Raw genomic sequence first — 17,124 nt, 5'->3', positions numbered from 1 at the left:
GGGCAAGCCCGCAGGGTCAGTAAGCCTGGATATCTTGGCATTACTACACAAGTCGCATGTTGATATTGCTCGTGTTTGCGCGAGTTTTGGCTTGGGCAGGTTGAGTCTGGGACTAGCACGAAGAACAAACAGCAGGCGGAGAAACAATCAGGCCCAAGAATGCAAAAAGCCCCGGCAGACACCCGCCGGGGCTTTCTTCAAACCAATACTAAATGCAACCTACCGCTTATCAATCGCCTTCGCTTCGCGCGGCGTATCACCAATAAACAACTGACGCGGACGGCCAATCTTCTGTTCCGGATCAGCGATCATTTCGTTCCACTGCGCGATCCAGCCCACGGTCCGTGCCATCGCAAATACGCACGTAAACATAGCCGTCGGAATACCCAGCGCGCGCTGCACAATACCCGAATAGAAATCAACATTCGGATACAGCTTACGCGACACAAAATACTCGTCTTCCAGCGCGATCTTTTCCAGCGCCATTGCCAGCTTGAACAACGGGTCATCATGCAGACCCAGCTCTTCGAGCACTTCATGGCACGTTTCACGCATCAGCTTCGCGCGCGGATCGTAGTTCTTATAAACGCGATGCCCGAAGCCCATCAGCTTCACGCCCGAATTCTTGTCCTTCACCTGCTTGATGAACTCAGGAATATTATCGACGGAACCGATTTCTTCCAGCATGTTCAGCGCGGCTTCATTCGCACCGCCATGCGCCGGGCCCCACAAACAAGCAATGCCAGCAGCAATACAAGCAAACGGATTCGCACCCGACGACCCAGCCAAACGCACGGTCGACGTAGAAGCATTCTGCTCGTGATCCGCATGCAAGATCAAAATACGATCCAGCGCACGCACGAGGACATCATTGACCTTGTACTCTTCGCACGGGTTCGAGAACATCATGTGCATGAAGTTCGCGCTATACGACAAATCGTTCTTCGGATAAACGAACGGCTGGCCGATCGTGAACTTGTACGCCATGGCCACCAGCGTGGGCAGCTTCGCGATCATGCGAATCGCCGACACTTCACGGTGACGCGGGTCGTTGATATTCAGCGAGTCGTGATAGAACGCCGACAGCGCGCCGACAGCCGCCACGAGCACCGCCATCGGGTGTGCATCGCGACGAAAACCGCGGTAGAAGAAATGCATCTGCTCGTGAACCATCGTGTGCTTCGTGACGGTTTCAACGAACTCGGCCTTCTGCTCGACTGTCGGCAGATCGCCGTGCAGCAGCGCATAACAGGTCTCGAGAAAGTCAGCCTTGACCGCGAGTTCCTCAATCGGATACCCGCGATACAGCAACTCACCCTTATCGCCGTCGATGTACGTAATTGCGGAATTGCACGCCGCCGTCGACATGAAGCCCGGATCGTACGTGAACTTGCCGGTCTGGCCGTACAGCTTGCGGATGTCGATTACGTCCGGGCCCAGGGTGCCCTTGTAGATCGGCATTTCAACGCTCGGCGAGTTGTCGCTGAACGATAGCGTGGCTTTAACATCTGACGGGGTCATAGCACATCCTCAATCGAAGTATGGAAACAGGTTTTCGATAATTCGCACGACTCTTGCACGCGCCGCATGGCTGGCTCAGTGGACTAACTCAGGCCGAGCGCAGCATCTCCAGCACGCAGCTCATATCCGGCGAGGCCAGTTCGCCTTCCGGTTCCTTGCGTGCCAGCAGCAAGTCCATCAGGTCGTTGTCGCCCAGTTCCAGCAGTTGCGTCAAAACACCAACGTCCGCGTCACTGAGGTCATGCTCATATCGGCTGAAAAAACGCTCGAAGATCAGATCGTTTTCCAGCAGACCGCGCCGCGCGCGCCAGCGAAGGCGTGCGCGGCGTAGAGGGTCGGACTGATGCCCGGAGTCATTCATGACACAAGTCCTTCTCAGACAGCGCGGCGCACCATCAATTCTTTGATCTTGCCGATAGCCTTCGTGGGATTCAGTCCCTTCGGGCACACATCGACGCAATTCATGATCGTGTGGCAACGGAACAGACGGTACGGATCTTCCAGGTTGTCGAGACGTTCACCCGTCGCTTCGTCACGGCTATCCGCAATGAATCGATAGGCTTGCAACAGGCCCGCCGGACCCACGAACTTGTCCGGGTTCCACCAAAAGCTCGGGCATGAAGTCGAGCAGCTAGCACACAGGATGCACTCGTACAGGCCGTCGAGCTCGTCGCGCTCTTCCGGCGTTTGCAGACGCTCTTTTTCCGGCGGCGGCGTGTCGTTGATCAGATACGGCTTGATCGAATGATACTGGTTAAAGAATTGCGTGAAATCGCAAATCAGGTCACGCACAACAGGCAGGCCCGGCAGCGGACGCAACACAATCTTCTGCGGCAGGTCGTTCATGTTCTGCAAGCAGGCCAGACCGTTCTTGCCGTTGATGTTCATGGCGTCCGAACCGCACACGCCTTCACGGCACGAACGGCGGAACGACAGCGTTTCGTCGACGGACTTCAGCTTCAGCAGCGCGTCCAGCAACATGCGCTCGTGCGAGTCGATCTCGATCTCGTACGTCTGCATGCGGGGCGCCGCGTCCTTGTCCGGATCGTAGCGGTAGATTTCAAAAGTACGCTTTGCCATTTCGATTTCCTTGCCTTAGAAGGTACGCGCTTTCGGCGGCACCGATTCGACCGTCAGCGGCGTCATGTGCACCGGCTTGTAATCGAGCTTGTCGCCTTCGCTGAACCACAGCGTGTGCTTCATCCAGTTCTCGTCGTCGCGGACTTCGAAGTCGCTTTGCGCATGCGCACCGCGGCTTTCCTTGCGCGCTTCGGCCGAAATCATGGTCGCACGCGCCACTTCGATCAGGTTCGCGAGTTCCAGCGCTTCGACCTTCGCGGTGTTGAAGACCTTCGACTTGTCCTTCAAATGCACGTGCTTCACGCGCTCGGACAGTTCCTTGATCTTGTCCACGCCTTCCGCCAACAGCTTCGACGTGCGGAACACGCCGGCATGCGCCTGCATGGTCGCGCGAATGTCGTTAGCGATCGATTGCGTGTATTCGCCCGACGACGAGTTCTCCAGCACGGCGAGGCGTTCAAGCGCGGCGTCGGCGGCATCGGCCGGCAACGGCTTGTGTTCCTTCATTTCCAGCGCATGCTTGATGATGTGGTTGCCGGCCGCGCGGCCAAACACCACCAGATCCAGCAGCGAGTTCGTGCCCAGGCGGTTCGCGCCGTGCACCGACACGCACGAACATTCGCCGACCGCGTAGAAGCCGTTGACCGGCTCTTCGTAGCCGCCCTTCAGCGTACCCACGACCTGGCCGTGAATGTTCGTAGGAATGCCGCCCATCTGGTAATGGATGGTCGGCACGACCGGGATCGGTTCCTTGATGCAATCGACGTTCGCGAATTTCATCGCGATCTCGCGGATCGACGGGAGACGTTTCATGATGGTCTCGGCGCCGATGTGCGACAGGTCCAGCAAGACGTGGTCTTTGTTCGGACCCACGCCGCGGCCTTCCTTGATTTCCTGGTCCATCGAACGCGAAACGAAGTCGCGCGGCGCCAGATCCTTCAGCGTCGGCGCATAGCGTTCCATGAAGCGCTCGCCGTCGGAATTGCGCAGGATGCCGCCTTCGCCGCGTACGCCTTCGGTAATCAGCACACCCGCGCCGGCCACGCCAGTCGGGTGGAATTGCCAGAATTCCATGTCCTGCAAAGCGATGCCCGAGCGGGCCGCCATGCCGAGGCCGTCGCCGGTATTGATGAACGCGTTGGTCGATGCCGCGAAGATCCGGCCCGCGCCGCCCGTGGCGAACAACGTGGTCTTGCCTTCAAGAATATGGACGTCGCCCGTTTCCATTTCCATGGCGGTCACGCCGAGCACGTCGCCGTCGGCGTCGCGGATCAGGTCCAGCGCCATCCATTCAACGAAGAAGTGCGTCTTGGCCGCGACGTTCTGCTGATACAGCGTGTGCAGCAACGCATGGCCGGTACGGTCGGCGGCGGCGCATGCACGCTGCACCGGCTTTTCGCCGTAGTTCGCCGTGTGGCCGCCGAACGGACGCTGATAGATCGTGCCGTCGGCGTTACGGTCGAACGGCATGCCCATGTGTTCGAGTTCGTAGACGGCGCCGGGCGCTTCACGGCACATGAATTCGATCGCATCCTGGTCGCCGAGCCAGTCGGAGCCCTTGATGGTGTCGTAGAAGTGGTAATGCCAGTTGTCTTCGCTCATGTTGCCGAGCGATGCGCCAATACCGCCTTGAGCCGCGACGGTGTGCGAACGCGTCGGGAAGACCTTCGACAGCACCGCGACCGACAGGCCCGCGCGAGCGAGTTGCAGCGACGCGCGCATGCCAGAACCACCTGCGCCCACGATAACTACGTCGAAACGGCGACGCGGCAGGGACGTTTTAATTGCAGCCATTCTTTACACTCTCCAGAGAATCTGTGCCGCGTAGCCGATACAGCCGACCAGCCAGAGGATCGTCGCCACTTGCAGGAACAGGCGCAAGCCGACCGGCTTCACGTAGTCCATCCAGATGTCCCGGATGCCAACCCACGCGTGATAGAAGAGCGAGAGCAGCGCGACAAACGTCGCGAGCTTCATCCATTGCATGGCGAATATGGATGCCCAGCCGTCGTACGAAAAATCACGCGCACCGAAAAACCAGAACAGCAGGACCAGTGTGTACAGGGCCATCACGACGGCGGTAATGCGTTGCGCCAGCCAGTCGCGCAAGCCGTAATGCGCGCCAACGACGAGGCGCTTGGGACCGATTCGATTGTTGTTATTCGCTGCCATTCTCAGAAGGCTCCGAAGAGTTTAAGCGCAACGACGATTGTCAGCAGAGATGACACCGTGAGGACGACGATGGACGTCTGCTTGCCACCTTCCTTGCTCACTGCGCGATGGGTATCGAGCAGCAGGAAGCGGATGCCTGCGCAAAAGTGGAACAGGAAGGACCACGAAAGCACGAGGACGACGATCTTGATGAGGGGATTGGCGAGAAAGCCCTTGAAGGAGTCGAAACTAATCTCCGACGTCAGGCTTTGGTCCAGCAGATAGAGCAGAAACGGCAGCGATACGAATAGAAGCAGACCACTGATACGGTGAAGAATTGAAACCTTCCCCGCTAGTGGCAAGCGGTAGGTTGCTAGCTGAGCAATTCCGATATTCCGGTACTCAGGTCTTGGTTTTTTTACGGCTTCAGCCATGCTAGACCCCAACTTTGTTATCACACTAGTCCGCGATTTTAGCGCCTTTTTATATCGCGCTGCAGCGAAATGCCGCGCAAGAGGCTATTGCTGATCGCGTGAGAAAGGCTTTTAAGGCGCCCCTTGGGTTCGCCGCCAAGCCATCCACGTCCCGTTTCAACTCAAATCGTTTTGATAGTAATAGCCGTTCGTGACATACCACCCGCGCCGCACTTCCACCGGCCGGTCGCCATACGTGTACGACACCCGCTCGACCGACAACAGCGGCGACCCGACGGCCACGCCAAGTAATTCCGCGACTGTGTCGTCCGCGCCCACCGCCCTGATTTTCTCCGATGCCCGGATCATGCGCGTGCCGAATTCCGTTTCGAACATTGCATAAAGCGGGCCTTTGTAATCCGCCAGGCGCTCAGCCGTCAGCCCGCGGAAAACCGCGCCGGGTAACCAGATTTCGTCCAGAACGGTGGTTTCACCGTCGAATTGCAGCAAGCGTTTGATACACACGACGGGGTCGGCCGGCTTCAGGTCCAGTTGGCGAGCGATCTCAGCGGGTGCGCGCAAACGGCGGCACTCCAGCAATCGGCTCACGTGGGGATGAAGGTCGCCGTCTTCCGGCAGTAACCGGAGAAAGCGGAACTGTACGCGATCTTCGTTGTGCGTTGCAACAAAGGTGCCCTTGCCCTGACGGCGCACGAGCAGGTTGCCGGCGGCGAGTTCGTCAATGGCTTTGCGCACCGTCCCCTGGCTCACCTTGTAGCGGGCCGCGAGTTCGACTTCGCTGGGGATCATTTCGCCGGGCTTCCATTCGCCCGATTCAAGCCCTTGGGTAATCAGGGCCTTGATCTGCTGGTATAGCGGGCTGAACGTCGGCGACGAAGCGGGCACGACTTCCGTCGCGCCGGCTGCGCCCGGAAGGTTCGTGGTGCTCGCTGGGTTCGAATTCATGCGCGCATTTCATCATAAAGCGCCGAGTCGCGTCTAGCGTTTTCCCGGACATTCCTATGTCTTATATAAGACATATGATACGGTTGACTTTGCCTTGATCGAATCCTACACTCCTTGGCGAGCAAGGGTTTGCGGGATGCTGCGTGTGTCATGCGGCGCACCCGGTGCGTCGGCCAGCCTAGCGCTGGTCACCAGAACGCCCTGCCGCTCACCGCCTCAAGCCGAACGGCTTTCGTGTTCGCTGCCGCTGCCAGTGCCCCGCTCTTGCAACGCCCGCGCGCCCTCGAAAACGCGACGCATGAGGTGTTGCGCGGCGCTGAACCAGCAGGATCCAGCGCAAATCCCCATGCTCGCAGAGCCAGATTCCCAGCACGAGGGTTGGGCTGCGATTGCCGGCATGCTACCGGAAAGACAATGACAATCTCGCTTCAGGCGCGGCGCCATTGGATTTTCGGGGCGGCCCGCGCAGTTCGATTCACATGCTTCATCAACGCTTCGCGTAACGCGCCTAAAATGGCGTTTTCCCCTAGCGTTTCACGCACCGTTCAGGAGTGTTCTCAATGGCTAAGTCCGCAAAGCGCGTTGCCGTCACCGGCGCCGCAGGTCAAATCGGTTACTCGCTGCTGTTCCGCATCGCCAATGGCGACCTGCTAGGCAAGGATCAGCCGGTCATCCTTCAGTTGCTCGACCTGCCGCAGGCGCAAGGCGCCGTCAAGGGCGTTGTCATGGAACTGGAAGACTGCGCGTTCCCGTTGCTGGCCGGCGTGGTCGTCACCGACGACCCGAAGGTCGCGTTCAAGGACGCCGACGTCGCGTTGCTGGTCGGCGCCCGTCCCCGTTCGAAGGGCATGGAGCGCAAAGACCTGCTGTCCGCTAACGCTGAAATCTTCACGGTGCAAGGCAAGGCGCTCAATGAAGTGGCAAGCCGCGACATCAAGGTGCTCGTGGTCGGCAACCCGGCCAACACGAACGCGTATATCGCGATGAAGTCAGCGCCGGATCTGCCGAAGAAGAATTTCACGGCCATGCTGCGTCTGGACCACAACCGCGCGCTGTCGCAACTGGCATCGAAGTCGGGCAAGCCGGTTGCTGCTATCGAAAAGCTGGCTGTGTGGGGCAATCACTCGCCGACCATGTACCCGGATTTCCGTTTCGCTACGGTGGAAGGCGAGTCGCTGACCAAGCTGATCAGCGACGACGAATGGAACCGCAACACGTTTATCCCGACCGTCGGCAAGCGCGGTGCGGCGATCATCGAAGCGCGTGGTTTGTCGTCGGCAGCGTCGGCGGCCAACGCGGCTATCGACCACGTGCGCGACTGGGTGCTGGGCACGAACGGCAAGTGGGTCACCATGGGCATTCCGTCTGATGGTTCGTATGAAATCCCGGAAGACATCATCTACGGTGTTCCCGTGACGTGCGAAAACGGCGAATACAAGCGTGTTGAAGGCCTGGAAATCGACGCGTTCTCGCGCGAGAAAATGACCGGCACGCTGAACGAATTGCTCGAAGAGCGTGAAGGCGTTGCGCATCTGCTGGGCAAGTAAGCGGGTCTGGCAGTCTTTGCGTTTCACGCGAGCGCCTGGCCACAAGGCCGGCGCTCGCTGCTGATTCGAGTGCGTTTGGCATCTGGCGTCTGATGGCGCCTTGAATAACGTCCGAACCCACCCGAATCCGCGTTTCCACCCTCTTTACAAGCAACCCGACGCCGACGATGCGCGCTCTCACCCCCGCCGAAGTCCTGTTTGAAGGCGACGTTCCACCCGCCGTGATGCCCCCCTGCGATCACTATGCAGGAAGCGAAAAGCTGATCAGGAAATCGCTCGCCCTCCAGGCGCAACTCGGCCCAGTGTTCGACGTTACGCTCGACTGCGAGGACGGCGCGCAAGTCGGTCAGGAAGCGTCGCACGCCGAGTTGGTGGCATCGTTTCTCGGCAGCGAGGACGACCGCTTCGGTCGCGTCGGCGTGCGTATTCACGACTTCCAGAACCGCGCATGGCGCGACGACGTGCGCATCATCCTGCGCGCCGCCAAAAAAGCGCCCGCCTATGTCACGCTGCCCAAGATTCGCAGCGTCTTCGATGCCGTCGAGATGGTCGCGTTCATCGAAGCGTCGCGGTGTGAGCTTGGGATCAAGCACGCTATTCCGTGCCAGTTGCTGATCGAAACGCATGGCGCGCTGGCCGAGGTCTTCGAACTCGCGGCGCTTCCTGGCGTCGAAGCGCTGAGCTTCGGGCTGATGGACTTTGTGTCGGCGCATAACGGCGCGATCCCCGACACTGCAATGCGCTCGCCCGGCCAGTTCGATCATCCGCTCGTGCGGCGCGCGAAGCTGGAGATCGCGGCGGCTTGCCACGCGCATGGCAAGGTGGCGTCGCATAACGTCTCCACCGAAGTGCGCGATATGAGCGTGGTCGCGGGCGACGCCCAGCGCGCCCGCAACGAGTTTGGCTACACGCGCATGTGGAGCATTCACCCGGATCAGATCCGGCCGATCGTCGATGCCTTCCTGCCGCGGCAAGACGAGATTGCGACCGCCACGGAGATCCTGCTCGCCGCGCAAAACGCGCAGTGGGGACCGACACGGTATCAGGACACGCTGCACGATCGCGCAAGCTATCGGTATTACTGGTCGGTGCTGCGCCGCGCGAAAGCGTCGGCCCAGGCGCTGCCCGAAGGCGCACAGACGCTTTTTTCACAAGACAAGTAACGCGTTCTACATATCAGGAGACTGGGTCGAATGAGCGATACGTTAGCGAAAGAAGCACCCGCCACCGGCGGCTTCAAACCGAAGAAATCGGTCGCGCTGTCGGGCGTGACAGCGGGGAACACCGCGCTGTGCACCGTCGGCAAGACGGGCAATGACTTGCACTATCGTGGCTACGACATCCTGGATATTGCCGGGACCTCCGAGTTCGAGGAGATCGCGTATCTGCTCGTGCATGGCAAGCTGCCCACGGTCGCTGAACTCAAGACGTACAAGGCCAAGCTCAAGGGTTTGCGTGGCCTTCCCGCGAACCTGAAAGCTGCGCTGGAATGGATTCCCGCATCCGCTCACCCGATGGATGTGATGCGCACCGGCGTCTCCGTGCTTGGAACTGTGCTGCCCGAGAAGGAAGACCACAACATATCCGGCGCCAAGGATATTGCCGACCGCCTGATGGCCTCGCTCGGCTCGATTCTGCTGTACTGGTACCACTATTCTCATAACGGCCGGCGCATTGAAACCGAGACCGATGACGATTCCATCGGCGGGCATTTCCTGCATTTGCTGCATGGTGTTCCGCCGTCGAAGTCATGGGTCGATGCAATGCACGCTTCGTTGATCCTGTATGCCGAGCACGAGTTCAATGCATCGACGTTCACCTGTCGCGTAATCGCCGGCACGGGCTCGGACATGTACTCGGCCATTACCGGCGGCATTGGCGCATTGCGAGGCCCGAAGCATGGCGGCGCGAACGAAGCCGCATTCGACATTCAATCGCGCTATCAGACGCCCGATGAAGCGGAAGCCGATATCCGTCGTCGCGTTGACGCAAAGGAAGTGGTGATCGGCTTCGGTCATCCGGTGTACACGATCTCAGACCCGCGCAACAAGGTGATCAAGGAAATCGCGAAAAAACTGGCTAAGGAAGCCGGCGACACGAAGCTCTACGACATCGCCGAGCGCCTGGAAACAACGATGTGGGACGCGAAGAAGATGTTCCCGAACCTGGACTGGTTCAGCGCCGTTTCATATCACGCGATGGGCGTGCCCACGGCCATGTTCACGCCGCTGTTCGTGATCTCGCGGACCTCGGGCTGGAGCGCTCACATCATTGAACAACGTATCGACAACAAGATCATCCGGCCGAGTGCAAATTACACCGGTCCCGAAAATCTGAAGTTCCAATCTATAAATAAGCGAAAATAGCGCGCTGCGTGCGCCGGATAGCCCGAATCGGCGCGCGTGCTTTCGCAAAACGGGCCAATGCAGCCGGTCATTTCACCCCGCGAACTGGCGCTGCAACGACCCCGATTGAACATTTAAACGAAATTTAGAAAGGCTGTCATTGATGAATAAACTCCTGATCGCTAGCGTTGTCGGCGCCCTGTCCCTCTCGGGCATGCTCGCCACCACGAGCGCGCTGGCCGCAGACGCCACGACGACCACTACCACCACCACGGCCAAGAAGGCAGTCGCAAAACGCCCGGCGCCGGCACGCCGCCTGATCAAGCGTAAACCCGCCACGGAAGCTAAAGCGGCAGCAAAAGTGGACCCGATCCCGGAAGGTTCGACGAAATGGTCGTGCAATGAAGGCCTGGCCTTCTACCTGAAAGGCGACATGAAGCGTGACCAGGTCATTACCGTGAACTGGGCGAAGAAAGACTATCAATTGCCGCGTGAAAACACCACGACCGGCGCAGACCGCTTCCACGATGCAGCAACGGGCATGGACCTCGTCGTGATCCCGAGCAAGGCCATGTTGTTCTCGGACAAGGACTCGTCGCGTCTCGCCGACGAATGCAAGACGGATGAAATGGCTGCAGCAGGCACGCCGGCTCCGACGCAATCCAACGCACTGATCAAGAACGTCAAGTAAGTTTTTACCAGAGGTTTTTCGATGTCCGCACCGATTTCCAACGTCCGGCCCGAGCCGGATCGAGTATTAGTCGATATCGTCGACTACGTTCTCAACTTTCAAGTCGACAGCACGCTCGCACTCGACACCGCGCGCAACTGCCTGATCGACACGCTCGGCTGCGGACTCGAAGCACTGACTTATCCTGCCTGCACCAAGCTGATGGGACCCATCGTGCCCGGCACGATTGTCCCCAACGGCGCCAAGGTGCCCGGCACCTCTTTCCAGCTCGACCCGGTTCAGGCTGCGTTCAACATTGGCGCAATGATCCGCTGGCTCGACTTCAACGACACGTGGCTCGCTGCCGAATGGGGCCATCCGTCCGACAATCTCGGCGGCATCCTGGCAACGGCCGACTGGCTGTCGCGTAATGCGGTGGCTACGGGGAAGAAGCCTCTGTCGATGAAAGACGTCCTGATCGCGATGGTCAAGGCGCATGAAATTCAAGGCTGTATCGCGCTGGAGAATTCGTTCAACAAGGTTGGGCTCGATCACGTTTTGTTGGTGAAGCTCGCCTCAACGGCAGTGGTCGGTCAGATGATCGGCCTGACGCGCGATGAGTTGATCAATGCTGTTTCGTTGGCCTTCGTCGATGGTCATTCGCTGCGCACGTATCGTCATGCGCCGAATACGGGCTCGCGCAAGTCATGGGCCGCCGGCGATGCGACCTCGCGCGCCGTGCGTCTCGCGTTGATCGCGAAGACGGGCGAGATGGGATATCCGTCGGTTCTGACCGCTAAAACATGGGGTTTTTACGACGTGCTCTTCAAGGGCAACCAGTTCAAGTTTCAGCGTCCATACGGCTCGTACGTGATGGAGAACGTGCTGTTCAAGATCTCGTTCCCGGCTGAATTCCACTCGCAAACGGCGGTGGAAGCGGCAATGACCTTGCACGCCAAACTCGCGGAAACGGGTAAGCGTGTTGAAGACATCAAGAAGATCACGATCCGCACGCACGAAGCGGCGATTCGCATCATCGATAAAAAGGGTCCGCTCGATAACCCCGCCGATCGCGATCACTGCATTCAATACATGATCGCCGTGCCGTTGATTCACGGTCGCCTGACCGCTTCGGATTACGAAGACGGCATAGCGAAGGATCAACGTATCGACACGTTGCGCGCGAAGATGGAATGCGTGGAAGACCCGCAATTCACGAAGGATTATCACGATCCGGAGAAGCGTTCGATCGCTAATGCGCTGACGGTCGAGTTCAACGACGGCAGCAAATTCGACGAGGTAGTCGTCGAATATCCGATTGGACATAAGCGTCGCCGGGAAGACGGCATTCCCCTTCTGGTCGAAAAGTTCAGGACCAATCTCGCACGGCGTTTCCCAGCCAAGCAGCAAGAGGCGATCCTCGCGGTATCGCTGGATCAGGCAACGCTCGAAGCAATGCCGGTCAATGAATATGTAGATTTGTACGTGATTTAGTCAGGATTCTTCACCCGCTTTTAGATCAAACGTTTCGAAGGTATTTCCTCGTTTAAACCAAGGAAAAAAAACATGGCCCACAATCTCCACAAAACGCTCAAGGAATTCGACAGCGGTTCCGGCAAAGGCAAGTACTACTCGTTGCCCGCACTCGGAAAGGCGCTGAACGTCAAGATCGAACGCCTGCCGGTGTCGATCCGCATCGTGCTGGAATCGGTGCTGCGCAACTACGACGGCAAGAAGATCGGCGAAGAACACATCAAGCAACTGGCGAACTGGAAGCCGGTCGCGGATCGTACCGATGAAATCCCGTTCGTCGTCTCGCGCGTCGTGCTGCAGGATTTCACCGGCGTGCCGCTGCTCGCCGATATCGCCGCGATGCGTGGCGTCGCGAAGCGCGCAGGCAAGGACCCGAAGGCTATCGAGCCGCTCGTGCCGGTCGATCTGGTGGTCGATCACTCGGTGCAGATCGATTACTTCCGTCAGAAAGACGCGCTCGACCTGAACATGAAGCTGGAATTCCAGCGCAATAACGAGCGCTACCAGTTCATGAAGTGGGGCATGCAAGCCTTCGATACGTTCAAGGTCGTGCCGCCGGGCGTGGGTATCGTGCACCAGGTGAACCTGGAATATCTGGCTCGCGGCGTGCACAAGAAGACGGTCGACGGCGACACCGTGTATTACCCGGATACGCTCGTCGGCACGGACAGCCACACGACGATGATCAATGGTATCGGCGTGGTGGGTTGGGGCGTGGGCGGTATTGAAGCGGAAGCCGGCATGCTCGGCCAGCCGGTGTATTTCCTGACGCCGGATGTGGTCGGCGTCGAGCTGAAGGGCAAGATCCGCGAAGGCGTGACGGCGACCGACCTGGTGCTGACCGTCACCGAAATGCTGCGCAAAGAGAAGGTCGTCGGCAAGTTCGTCGAGTTCTTTGGCGAAGGCACGAAGTCGCTGTCGCTGCCGGATCGCGCGACCATCGGCAACATGGCGCCGGAATACGGTGCAACCATGGGCTTCTTCCCCGTCGATGAAAAGACCATCGATTACTTCAAGGGAACGGGCCGTACCGACGCAGAAATCTCGGCGTTCGAAGCTTATTTCAAGGCGCAAAACCTGTTCGGCGTGCCGAAGGCCGGCGACATCGACTACACGAAGACCGTCACGCTCGACCTCGGCACGGTGGCACCGTCGCTGGCAGGTCCGAAGCGCCCGCAGGACCGTATCGAAATCGGTAACGTGAAATCGAACTTCACCGAACTCTTCTCGAAAGCTGTCAGCGACAACGGTTTCGGCAAGAAAGCCGCCGATCTCGGCAAGCAATACACGACCACGAACAAGGTCGATGTGAAGAATGGCGACATCCTGATCGCCGCCATCACGTCGTGCACGAACACGTCGAACCCGAGCGTCTTGCTTGCCGCTGGTCTGCTCGCCAAGAAGGCTGTGGAAGCGGGTTTGACGGTTGCACCGCACATCAAAACGTCGCTGGCGCCGGGATCGCGGATCGTCACCGAGTACCTGACGAAGACCAACCTGCTGACGTACCTCGACCAGCTCGGCTTCACGCTGGCCGCTTACGGCTGCACGACGTGTATTGGTAACGCAGGCGACCTGACGCCGGAACTGAACGACGCGATCACGAAGAACGACATCGTGGCAGCCGCCGTGCTGTCCGGTAACCGTAACTTCGAAGCGCGTATTCACCCGAACATCCGCGCGAACTTCCTGGCATCGCCGCCGCTGGTCGTGGCTTACGCCATCGCCGGGAACATGACGGTCGACTTGATGACGGAACCGGTCGGCAAGGGCAAGAACGGCAAGGACATTTTCCTCGGCGACATCTGGCCGACGAGCGAAGAAGTCAACGCGCTGCTCAAGTACGCACTCGACGCCGATGCGTTCCGCAAGAACTACGCCGAACTCACGAAGACCGGCGACTTGTGGAGCAAGATCGAAGGCGAAGCGGGTCAGGTTTATGACTGGCCGAAGTCGACGTACATTGCCGAGCCGCCGTTCTTCGGCAAGGACTTCTCGATGACGCCGGCCGACAGCATCCCTGAAGTAAAGGGCGCGCGTCCGCTGGGCATTTTTGGTGACTCGGTCACGACCGATCACATCAGCCCGGCTGGTTCGATCAAGGAAAGCTCGCCCGCAGGCGTGTGGCTGAAGGCGAACGGCGTGCAGAAGGCCGACTTCAACAGCTACGGCTCGCGTCGCGGCAATCACGACGTGATGATGCGCGGTACCTTCGCCAACGTGCGGATCAAGAACCTGATGATCCCGCTGAAGGATGACGGTTCGCGCGTGGAAGGCGGCGTGACGATATTCCAGCCGAGCGGCGAAGAAATGTCGATCTATGATGCAGCCATGAAGTACATCGACGAAGGCACACCGACTATTGTGTTCGCGGGCGAAGAGTACGGCACGGGTTCATCGCGCGACTGGGCAGCGAAGGGTACGCAATTGCTCGGCGTGAAGCTGGTTGTGGCGCGTAGTTTCGAGCGGATTCACCGTTCGAACCTGGTCGGCATGGGCGTGTTGCCGCTGCAGTTCAAGGGGTCGGACAGCGTGCAGTCGCTCAATATCACGGGCGAAGAAACGTTCGACCTGGAAGGGCTTACGTCCGATATCAAGCCGCAACAGGAAGTGACGCTCGTGATCCATCGCAAGGATGGCAGCGCGCAGCGCGTGACGGTGCTGCTGCGTATCGATACGCCGATTGAAGTGGATTATTACAAGCACGGCGGGATCCTGCCGTTCGTGCTGCGCTCGCTGCTGGCAGCGTAAGTGTTTCCGCAGTAGCTTTTTGCAGGTGACCGCGCCCTTTTGAGATCAGGACGCGGGAACGTTGAACCCGGCTTCGGCCGGGTTTTTTTTCGGGTTTGCCGCTTTGAATTCAGCAACGGATTCGCGCAGCCGTTCTGCATTCTTCGCCGAACCAAGGAGATACAGCGTCTCTTGCATGCTGTTGTATTCGCTCTCCGAAACCATCACAACGCGCTTTCCGTTCCGCCGGATGATCAACGTCGGCGTGTGGTCGTTGCTGACCTCATGCAGAATTTTTTTGACGCTGATACGAAGTTCTTTGAGCGTGCATGATTTCATTCTTCGATCCAGGTATTTGGTAACGTAGGATCATTGCACGATCTTCGACGTAATCATGCGTCTGGTCAGCAGCATCCGGGAGAGAGAATGAAAAAAATTGTCATCAGAAAGATCAGTCGTTTGCGCGCCGAACGAGAGGAAGCGAATAAATCTCCCGAGGCCAAAGCCCGAATCGTTAAGTTCATCAAACTGCTTATGTCGATGCCGAATGTCGGGTTAGATTCAGATTTTGAACGGATACAAGATGTCCGTAAAACTCCGGGCGAAAGCGCCGAACAAAGAAAAACGCGACGAAGCCAGAGGCCGCGTCGCGTTTTTACTTGAAGCTAGGTGAAGCCTACTTACCGCGCCTCACTCACAAACTTCGTCACCAAATACGCTTCCATCGCTTCGCTGCCGCCTTCCGAGCCATAACCCGAATCCTTCACGCCGCCGAACGGCGTCTCGGGAATTCCCAGCCCGTGGTGGTTGATCGACACCATACCGCTTTCGATGTCCTCACCCACCGCCGCCGACGTCGCGCTCGAGCGCGTGTACGCATACGCTGCCAGACCATACGGCAAGCGGTTCGCCTCCGCGATAGCTTCGTCGTAAGACTTGAAAGTCGAAATCGGCGCGATCGGGCCGAACGGTTCTTCCGTCATGATGCGAGCCGACATCGGTACATTGGCGAGCACCGTCGGCGCGAAGAAATAGCCTTCACGGCCAATTCGCTCGCCGCCCGTCAGCACCTTGGCGCCTTGCTCAACAGCATCGGCGACCAGACGTTCCATCGCCTGAAGGCGGCGGCCGTTGGCAAGCGCGCCCATTTGCACGCCGTCTTCCAGACCATTGCCGACCTTGAGTTTCTTCGCCGTCGCGACGAAATGCTCCGTGAACTCCTCATAAGCGGATTCTTCGACGATAAACCGCGTCGGCGAAATGCACACCTGGCCAGCATTGCGGAACTTGGCGCCGGCCAGGAGTTTCGCGGCGCGCGGAATGTCGGCATCGGCGAAAACCAGCGCGGGCGCGTGGCCGCCGAGTTCCATCGTGGCGCGTTTCATGTGCTCGCCGGCCATCGCGGCCAGCAATTTGCCGACTGCCGTCGAGCCCGTGAACGAGATCTTGCGGATCAACGGATGCGCGATCAGGAACTTCGAAACGTCAGCGGGAACGCCGAACACGAGGTTCAGCACGCCAGCGGGCAACCCTGCATCGATGTAAGCCTGAACCAGCGCCGCGCAGCTTGCCGGCGTTTCTTCCGGTCCTTTCAGGACCACCGAGCACCCTGCCGCGAGCGCTGCCGACACCTTGCGCACAGCCTGATTGATCGGGAAATTCCACGGCGTGAAGGCGGCAACCGGGCCGACCGGCTCGCGCGTCACGATCTGGCGCACATTGCCGGCACGCGCCGGGATCACGCGGCCGTAGGTCCGCCGCGCTTCCTCAGCGAACCAGTCGATGGTGTCCGCTGCGCCCAGCACTTCAATGCGCGACTCGACCAGCGGCTTGCCTTGCTCCATGGTCATGATCGCGGCCACTTCCTCGGCGCGGTCGCGCAGGTTTTGCGCGGCACGGCGCATCAGCTTGCTGCGCTCGAATGCCGATACCTTGCGCCAGGCCGCAAAACCGCGTCCGGCGGCCTCGGCGGCGTCGGCGAGATGCTGTTCGCCGGCCAGCGAGAGACGGCCGATTTCCGCTTCCGTCGCCGGATTGACGACGGCGGTGTCGCGGCTGCCCGCGCGCCATGCACCGTCGATGTACAACTGCGTGTTCGGATAATGACGCGATAAAGTGCTGTCGCTCATGCTTGGCTCCTGATGGTCGTGGTTATCGGGGAAACTGCC

At 59.2% G+C, this 17,124-nt stretch carries 16 protein-coding genes; 7 read left to right on the top strand and 9 right to left on the bottom strand.

Annotated features, from left to right (window positions below; all coding sequences use genetic code 11):
* Positions 1 to 219: 219 nt before the first annotated feature.
* The 7 genes from gltA to ACSQ36_RS19995 all read right to left on the bottom strand — a co-directional run bounded on the left by gltA (position 220) and on the right by ACSQ36_RS19995 (position 6,131).
* The gene (gene gltA / locus ACSQ36_RS20025) at positions 220 to 1,521 is read right to left on the bottom strand and encodes a citrate synthase (RefSeq protein ID WP_213766683.1); all 1,302 of its coding nucleotides are present in this window, start codon (positions 1,519 to 1,521) and stop codon (positions 220 to 222) included.
* An 88-nt stretch (positions 1,522 to 1,609) separates the two neighbouring features.
* Positions 1,610 to 1,882, bottom strand: coding sequence for a succinate dehydrogenase assembly factor 2 (locus ACSQ36_RS20020; protein WP_436183305.1), 273 nt, complete (start codon positions 1,880 to 1,882; stop codon positions 1,610 to 1,612).
* A gap of 14 nt (positions 1,883 to 1,896) precedes the next feature.
* On the bottom strand, positions 1,897 to 2,601 hold the full coding sequence (locus ACSQ36_RS20015; RefSeq protein WP_031362534.1) for a succinate dehydrogenase iron-sulfur subunit: 705 nt from the start codon (positions 2,599 to 2,601) through the stop codon (positions 1,897 to 1,899).
* A 15-nt stretch (positions 2,602 to 2,616) separates the two neighbouring features.
* Complete coding sequence (gene sdhA / locus ACSQ36_RS20010) at positions 2,617 to 4,395, bottom strand: succinate dehydrogenase flavoprotein subunit (RefSeq protein ID WP_213766685.1); 1,779 nt, start codon at positions 4,393 to 4,395, stop codon at positions 2,617 to 2,619.
* 3 nt (positions 4,396 to 4,398) lie between these two features.
* Positions 4,399 to 4,773 (bottom strand): succinate dehydrogenase, hydrophobic membrane anchor protein, encoded by a 375-nt coding sequence (sdhD, locus tag ACSQ36_RS20005; protein WP_089162203.1) that lies wholly within the window; start codon positions 4,771 to 4,773, stop codon positions 4,399 to 4,401.
* Positions 4,774 to 4,775: 2 nt separating this feature from the next.
* Positions 4,776 to 5,186 carry a succinate dehydrogenase, cytochrome b556 subunit gene (gene sdhC / locus ACSQ36_RS20000; protein WP_436183304.1) on the bottom strand — a complete coding sequence of 137 codons (411 nt, stop codon included), beginning with the start codon at positions 5,184 to 5,186 and terminating at the stop codon, positions 4,776 to 4,778.
* A 156-nt stretch (positions 5,187 to 5,342) separates the two neighbouring features.
* Positions 5,343 to 6,131, bottom strand: coding sequence for a GntR family transcriptional regulator (locus ACSQ36_RS19995; RefSeq protein ID WP_436183303.1), 789 nt, complete (start codon positions 6,129 to 6,131; stop codon positions 5,343 to 5,345).
* A gap of 560 nt (positions 6,132 to 6,691) precedes the next feature.
* Between ACSQ36_RS19995 and ACSQ36_RS19990 the strand changes: the two genes are divergently transcribed.
* The 6 genes from ACSQ36_RS19990 (at position 6,692) to acnA (ending at position 14,977) form a co-directional block, all read left to right on the top strand.
* Positions 6,692 to 7,678 (top strand): malate dehydrogenase, encoded by a 987-nt coding sequence (locus tag ACSQ36_RS19990; RefSeq protein WP_213766688.1) that lies wholly within the window; start codon positions 6,692 to 6,694, stop codon positions 7,676 to 7,678.
* Positions 7,679 to 7,845: 167 nt separating this feature from the next.
* Positions 7,846 to 8,841, top strand: a complete 996-nt coding sequence (locus tag ACSQ36_RS19985; protein WP_436183302.1) for an HpcH/HpaI aldolase/citrate lyase family protein — start codon at positions 7,846 to 7,848, stop codon at positions 8,839 to 8,841.
* 30 nt (positions 8,842 to 8,871) lie between these two features.
* Positions 8,872 to 10,044, top strand: a complete 1,173-nt coding sequence (prpC, locus tag ACSQ36_RS19980) for a bifunctional 2-methylcitrate synthase/citrate synthase (RefSeq protein WP_436183301.1) — start codon at positions 8,872 to 8,874, stop codon at positions 10,042 to 10,044.
* A gap of 142 nt (positions 10,045 to 10,186) precedes the next feature.
* On the top strand, positions 10,187 to 10,714 hold the full coding sequence (locus tag ACSQ36_RS19975; RefSeq protein WP_213766691.1) for a hypothetical protein: 528 nt from the start codon (positions 10,187 to 10,189) through the stop codon (positions 10,712 to 10,714).
* A 21-nt stretch (positions 10,715 to 10,735) separates the two neighbouring features.
* Entirely contained in the window at positions 10,736 to 12,187 is a 1,452-nt protein-coding gene (locus tag ACSQ36_RS19970; protein WP_436183300.1) for a bifunctional 2-methylcitrate dehydratase/aconitate hydratase, read from the top strand.
* Between the two features lie 72 nt (positions 12,188 to 12,259).
* Positions 12,260 to 14,977, top strand: a complete 2,718-nt coding sequence (gene acnA / locus ACSQ36_RS19965; protein WP_436183299.1) for an aconitate hydratase AcnA — start codon at positions 12,260 to 12,262, stop codon at positions 14,975 to 14,977.
* Positions 14,978 to 15,022: 45 nt separating this feature from the next.
* Here the strand turns inward: acnA and ACSQ36_RS19960 are convergent, their stop codons facing one another.
* Positions 15,023 to 15,295 (bottom strand): type II toxin-antitoxin system Phd/YefM family antitoxin, encoded by a 273-nt coding sequence (locus ACSQ36_RS19960; protein WP_436183298.1) that lies wholly within the window; start codon positions 15,293 to 15,295, stop codon positions 15,023 to 15,025.
* Between the two features lie 87 nt (positions 15,296 to 15,382).
* Between ACSQ36_RS19960 and ACSQ36_RS19955 the strand changes: the two genes are divergently transcribed.
* Positions 15,383 to 15,619 carry a hypothetical protein gene (locus ACSQ36_RS19955; RefSeq protein ID WP_436183297.1) on the top strand — a complete coding sequence of 79 codons (237 nt, stop codon included), beginning with the start codon at positions 15,383 to 15,385 and terminating at the stop codon, positions 15,617 to 15,619.
* Between the two features lie 17 nt (positions 15,620 to 15,636).
* Here the strand turns inward: ACSQ36_RS19955 and ACSQ36_RS19950 are convergent, their stop codons facing one another.
* On the bottom strand, positions 15,637 to 17,085 hold the full coding sequence (locus tag ACSQ36_RS19950) for an NAD-dependent succinate-semialdehyde dehydrogenase (protein WP_436183296.1): 1,449 nt from the start codon (positions 17,083 to 17,085) through the stop codon (positions 15,637 to 15,639).
* Positions 17,086 to 17,124: the final 39 nt, after the last annotated feature.

The organism is Caballeronia sp. LjRoot34, assembly GCF_964253815.1.
GTDB lineage: Bacteria > Pseudomonadota > Gammaproteobacteria > Burkholderiales > Burkholderiaceae > Caballeronia.
This window is presented reverse-complemented; position numbering and strand designations above follow the sequence as displayed.

Excerpts from the sequence above, each read along its gene's own strand:
- acnA (WP_436183299.1), top strand. The coding sequence starts at position 12,260 with ATGGCCCACAATCTCCACAAAACGCTCAAGGAATTCGACAGCGGTTCC.
- ACSQ36_RS19990 (WP_213766688.1), top strand. The coding sequence starts at position 6,692 with ATGGCTAAGTCCGCAAAGCGCGTTGCCGTCACCGGCGCCGCAGGTCAA.
- ACSQ36_RS19975 (WP_213766691.1), top strand. The coding sequence starts at position 10,187 with ATGAATAAACTCCTGATCGCTAGCGTTGTCGGCGCCCTGTCCCTCTCG.
- gltA (WP_213766683.1), bottom strand. The coding sequence starts at position 1,521 with ATGACCCCGTCAGATGTTAAAGCCACGCTATCGTTCAGCGACAACTCG.
- sdhC (WP_436183304.1), bottom strand. The coding sequence starts at position 5,186 with ATGGCTGAAGCCGTAAAAAAACCAAGACCTGAGTACCGGAATATCGGA.
- ACSQ36_RS19950 (WP_436183296.1), bottom strand. The coding sequence starts at position 17,085 with ATGAGCGACAGCACTTTATCGCGTCATTATCCGAACACGCAGTTGTAC.
- sdhA (WP_213766685.1), bottom strand. The coding sequence starts at position 4,395 with ATGGCTGCAATTAAAACGTCCCTGCCGCGTCGCCGTTTCGACGTAGTT.
- ACSQ36_RS19995 (WP_436183303.1), bottom strand. The coding sequence starts at position 6,131 with ATGAATTCGAACCCAGCGAGCACCACGAACCTTCCGGGCGCAGCCGGC.
- ACSQ36_RS19960 (WP_436183298.1), bottom strand. The coding sequence starts at position 15,295 with ATGAAATCATGCACGCTCAAAGAACTTCGTATCAGCGTCAAAAAAATT.
- ACSQ36_RS20020 (WP_436183305.1), bottom strand. The coding sequence starts at position 1,882 with ATGAATGACTCCGGGCATCAGTCCGACCCTCTACGCCGCGCACGCCTT.
- sdhD (WP_089162203.1), bottom strand. The coding sequence starts at position 4,773 with ATGGCAGCGAATAACAACAATCGAATCGGTCCCAAGCGCCTCGTCGTT.
- ACSQ36_RS19970 (WP_436183300.1), top strand. The coding sequence starts at position 10,736 with ATGTCCGCACCGATTTCCAACGTCCGGCCCGAGCCGGATCGAGTATTA.
- ACSQ36_RS19985 (WP_436183302.1), top strand. The coding sequence starts at position 7,846 with ATGCGCGCTCTCACCCCCGCCGAAGTCCTGTTTGAAGGCGACGTTCCA.
- prpC (WP_436183301.1), top strand. The coding sequence starts at position 8,872 with ATGAGCGATACGTTAGCGAAAGAAGCACCCGCCACCGGCGGCTTCAAA.
- ACSQ36_RS19955 (WP_436183297.1), top strand. The coding sequence starts at position 15,383 with ATGAAAAAAATTGTCATCAGAAAGATCAGTCGTTTGCGCGCCGAACGA.
- ACSQ36_RS20015 (WP_031362534.1), bottom strand. The coding sequence starts at position 2,601 with ATGGCAAAGCGTACTTTTGAAATCTACCGCTACGATCCGGACAAGGAC.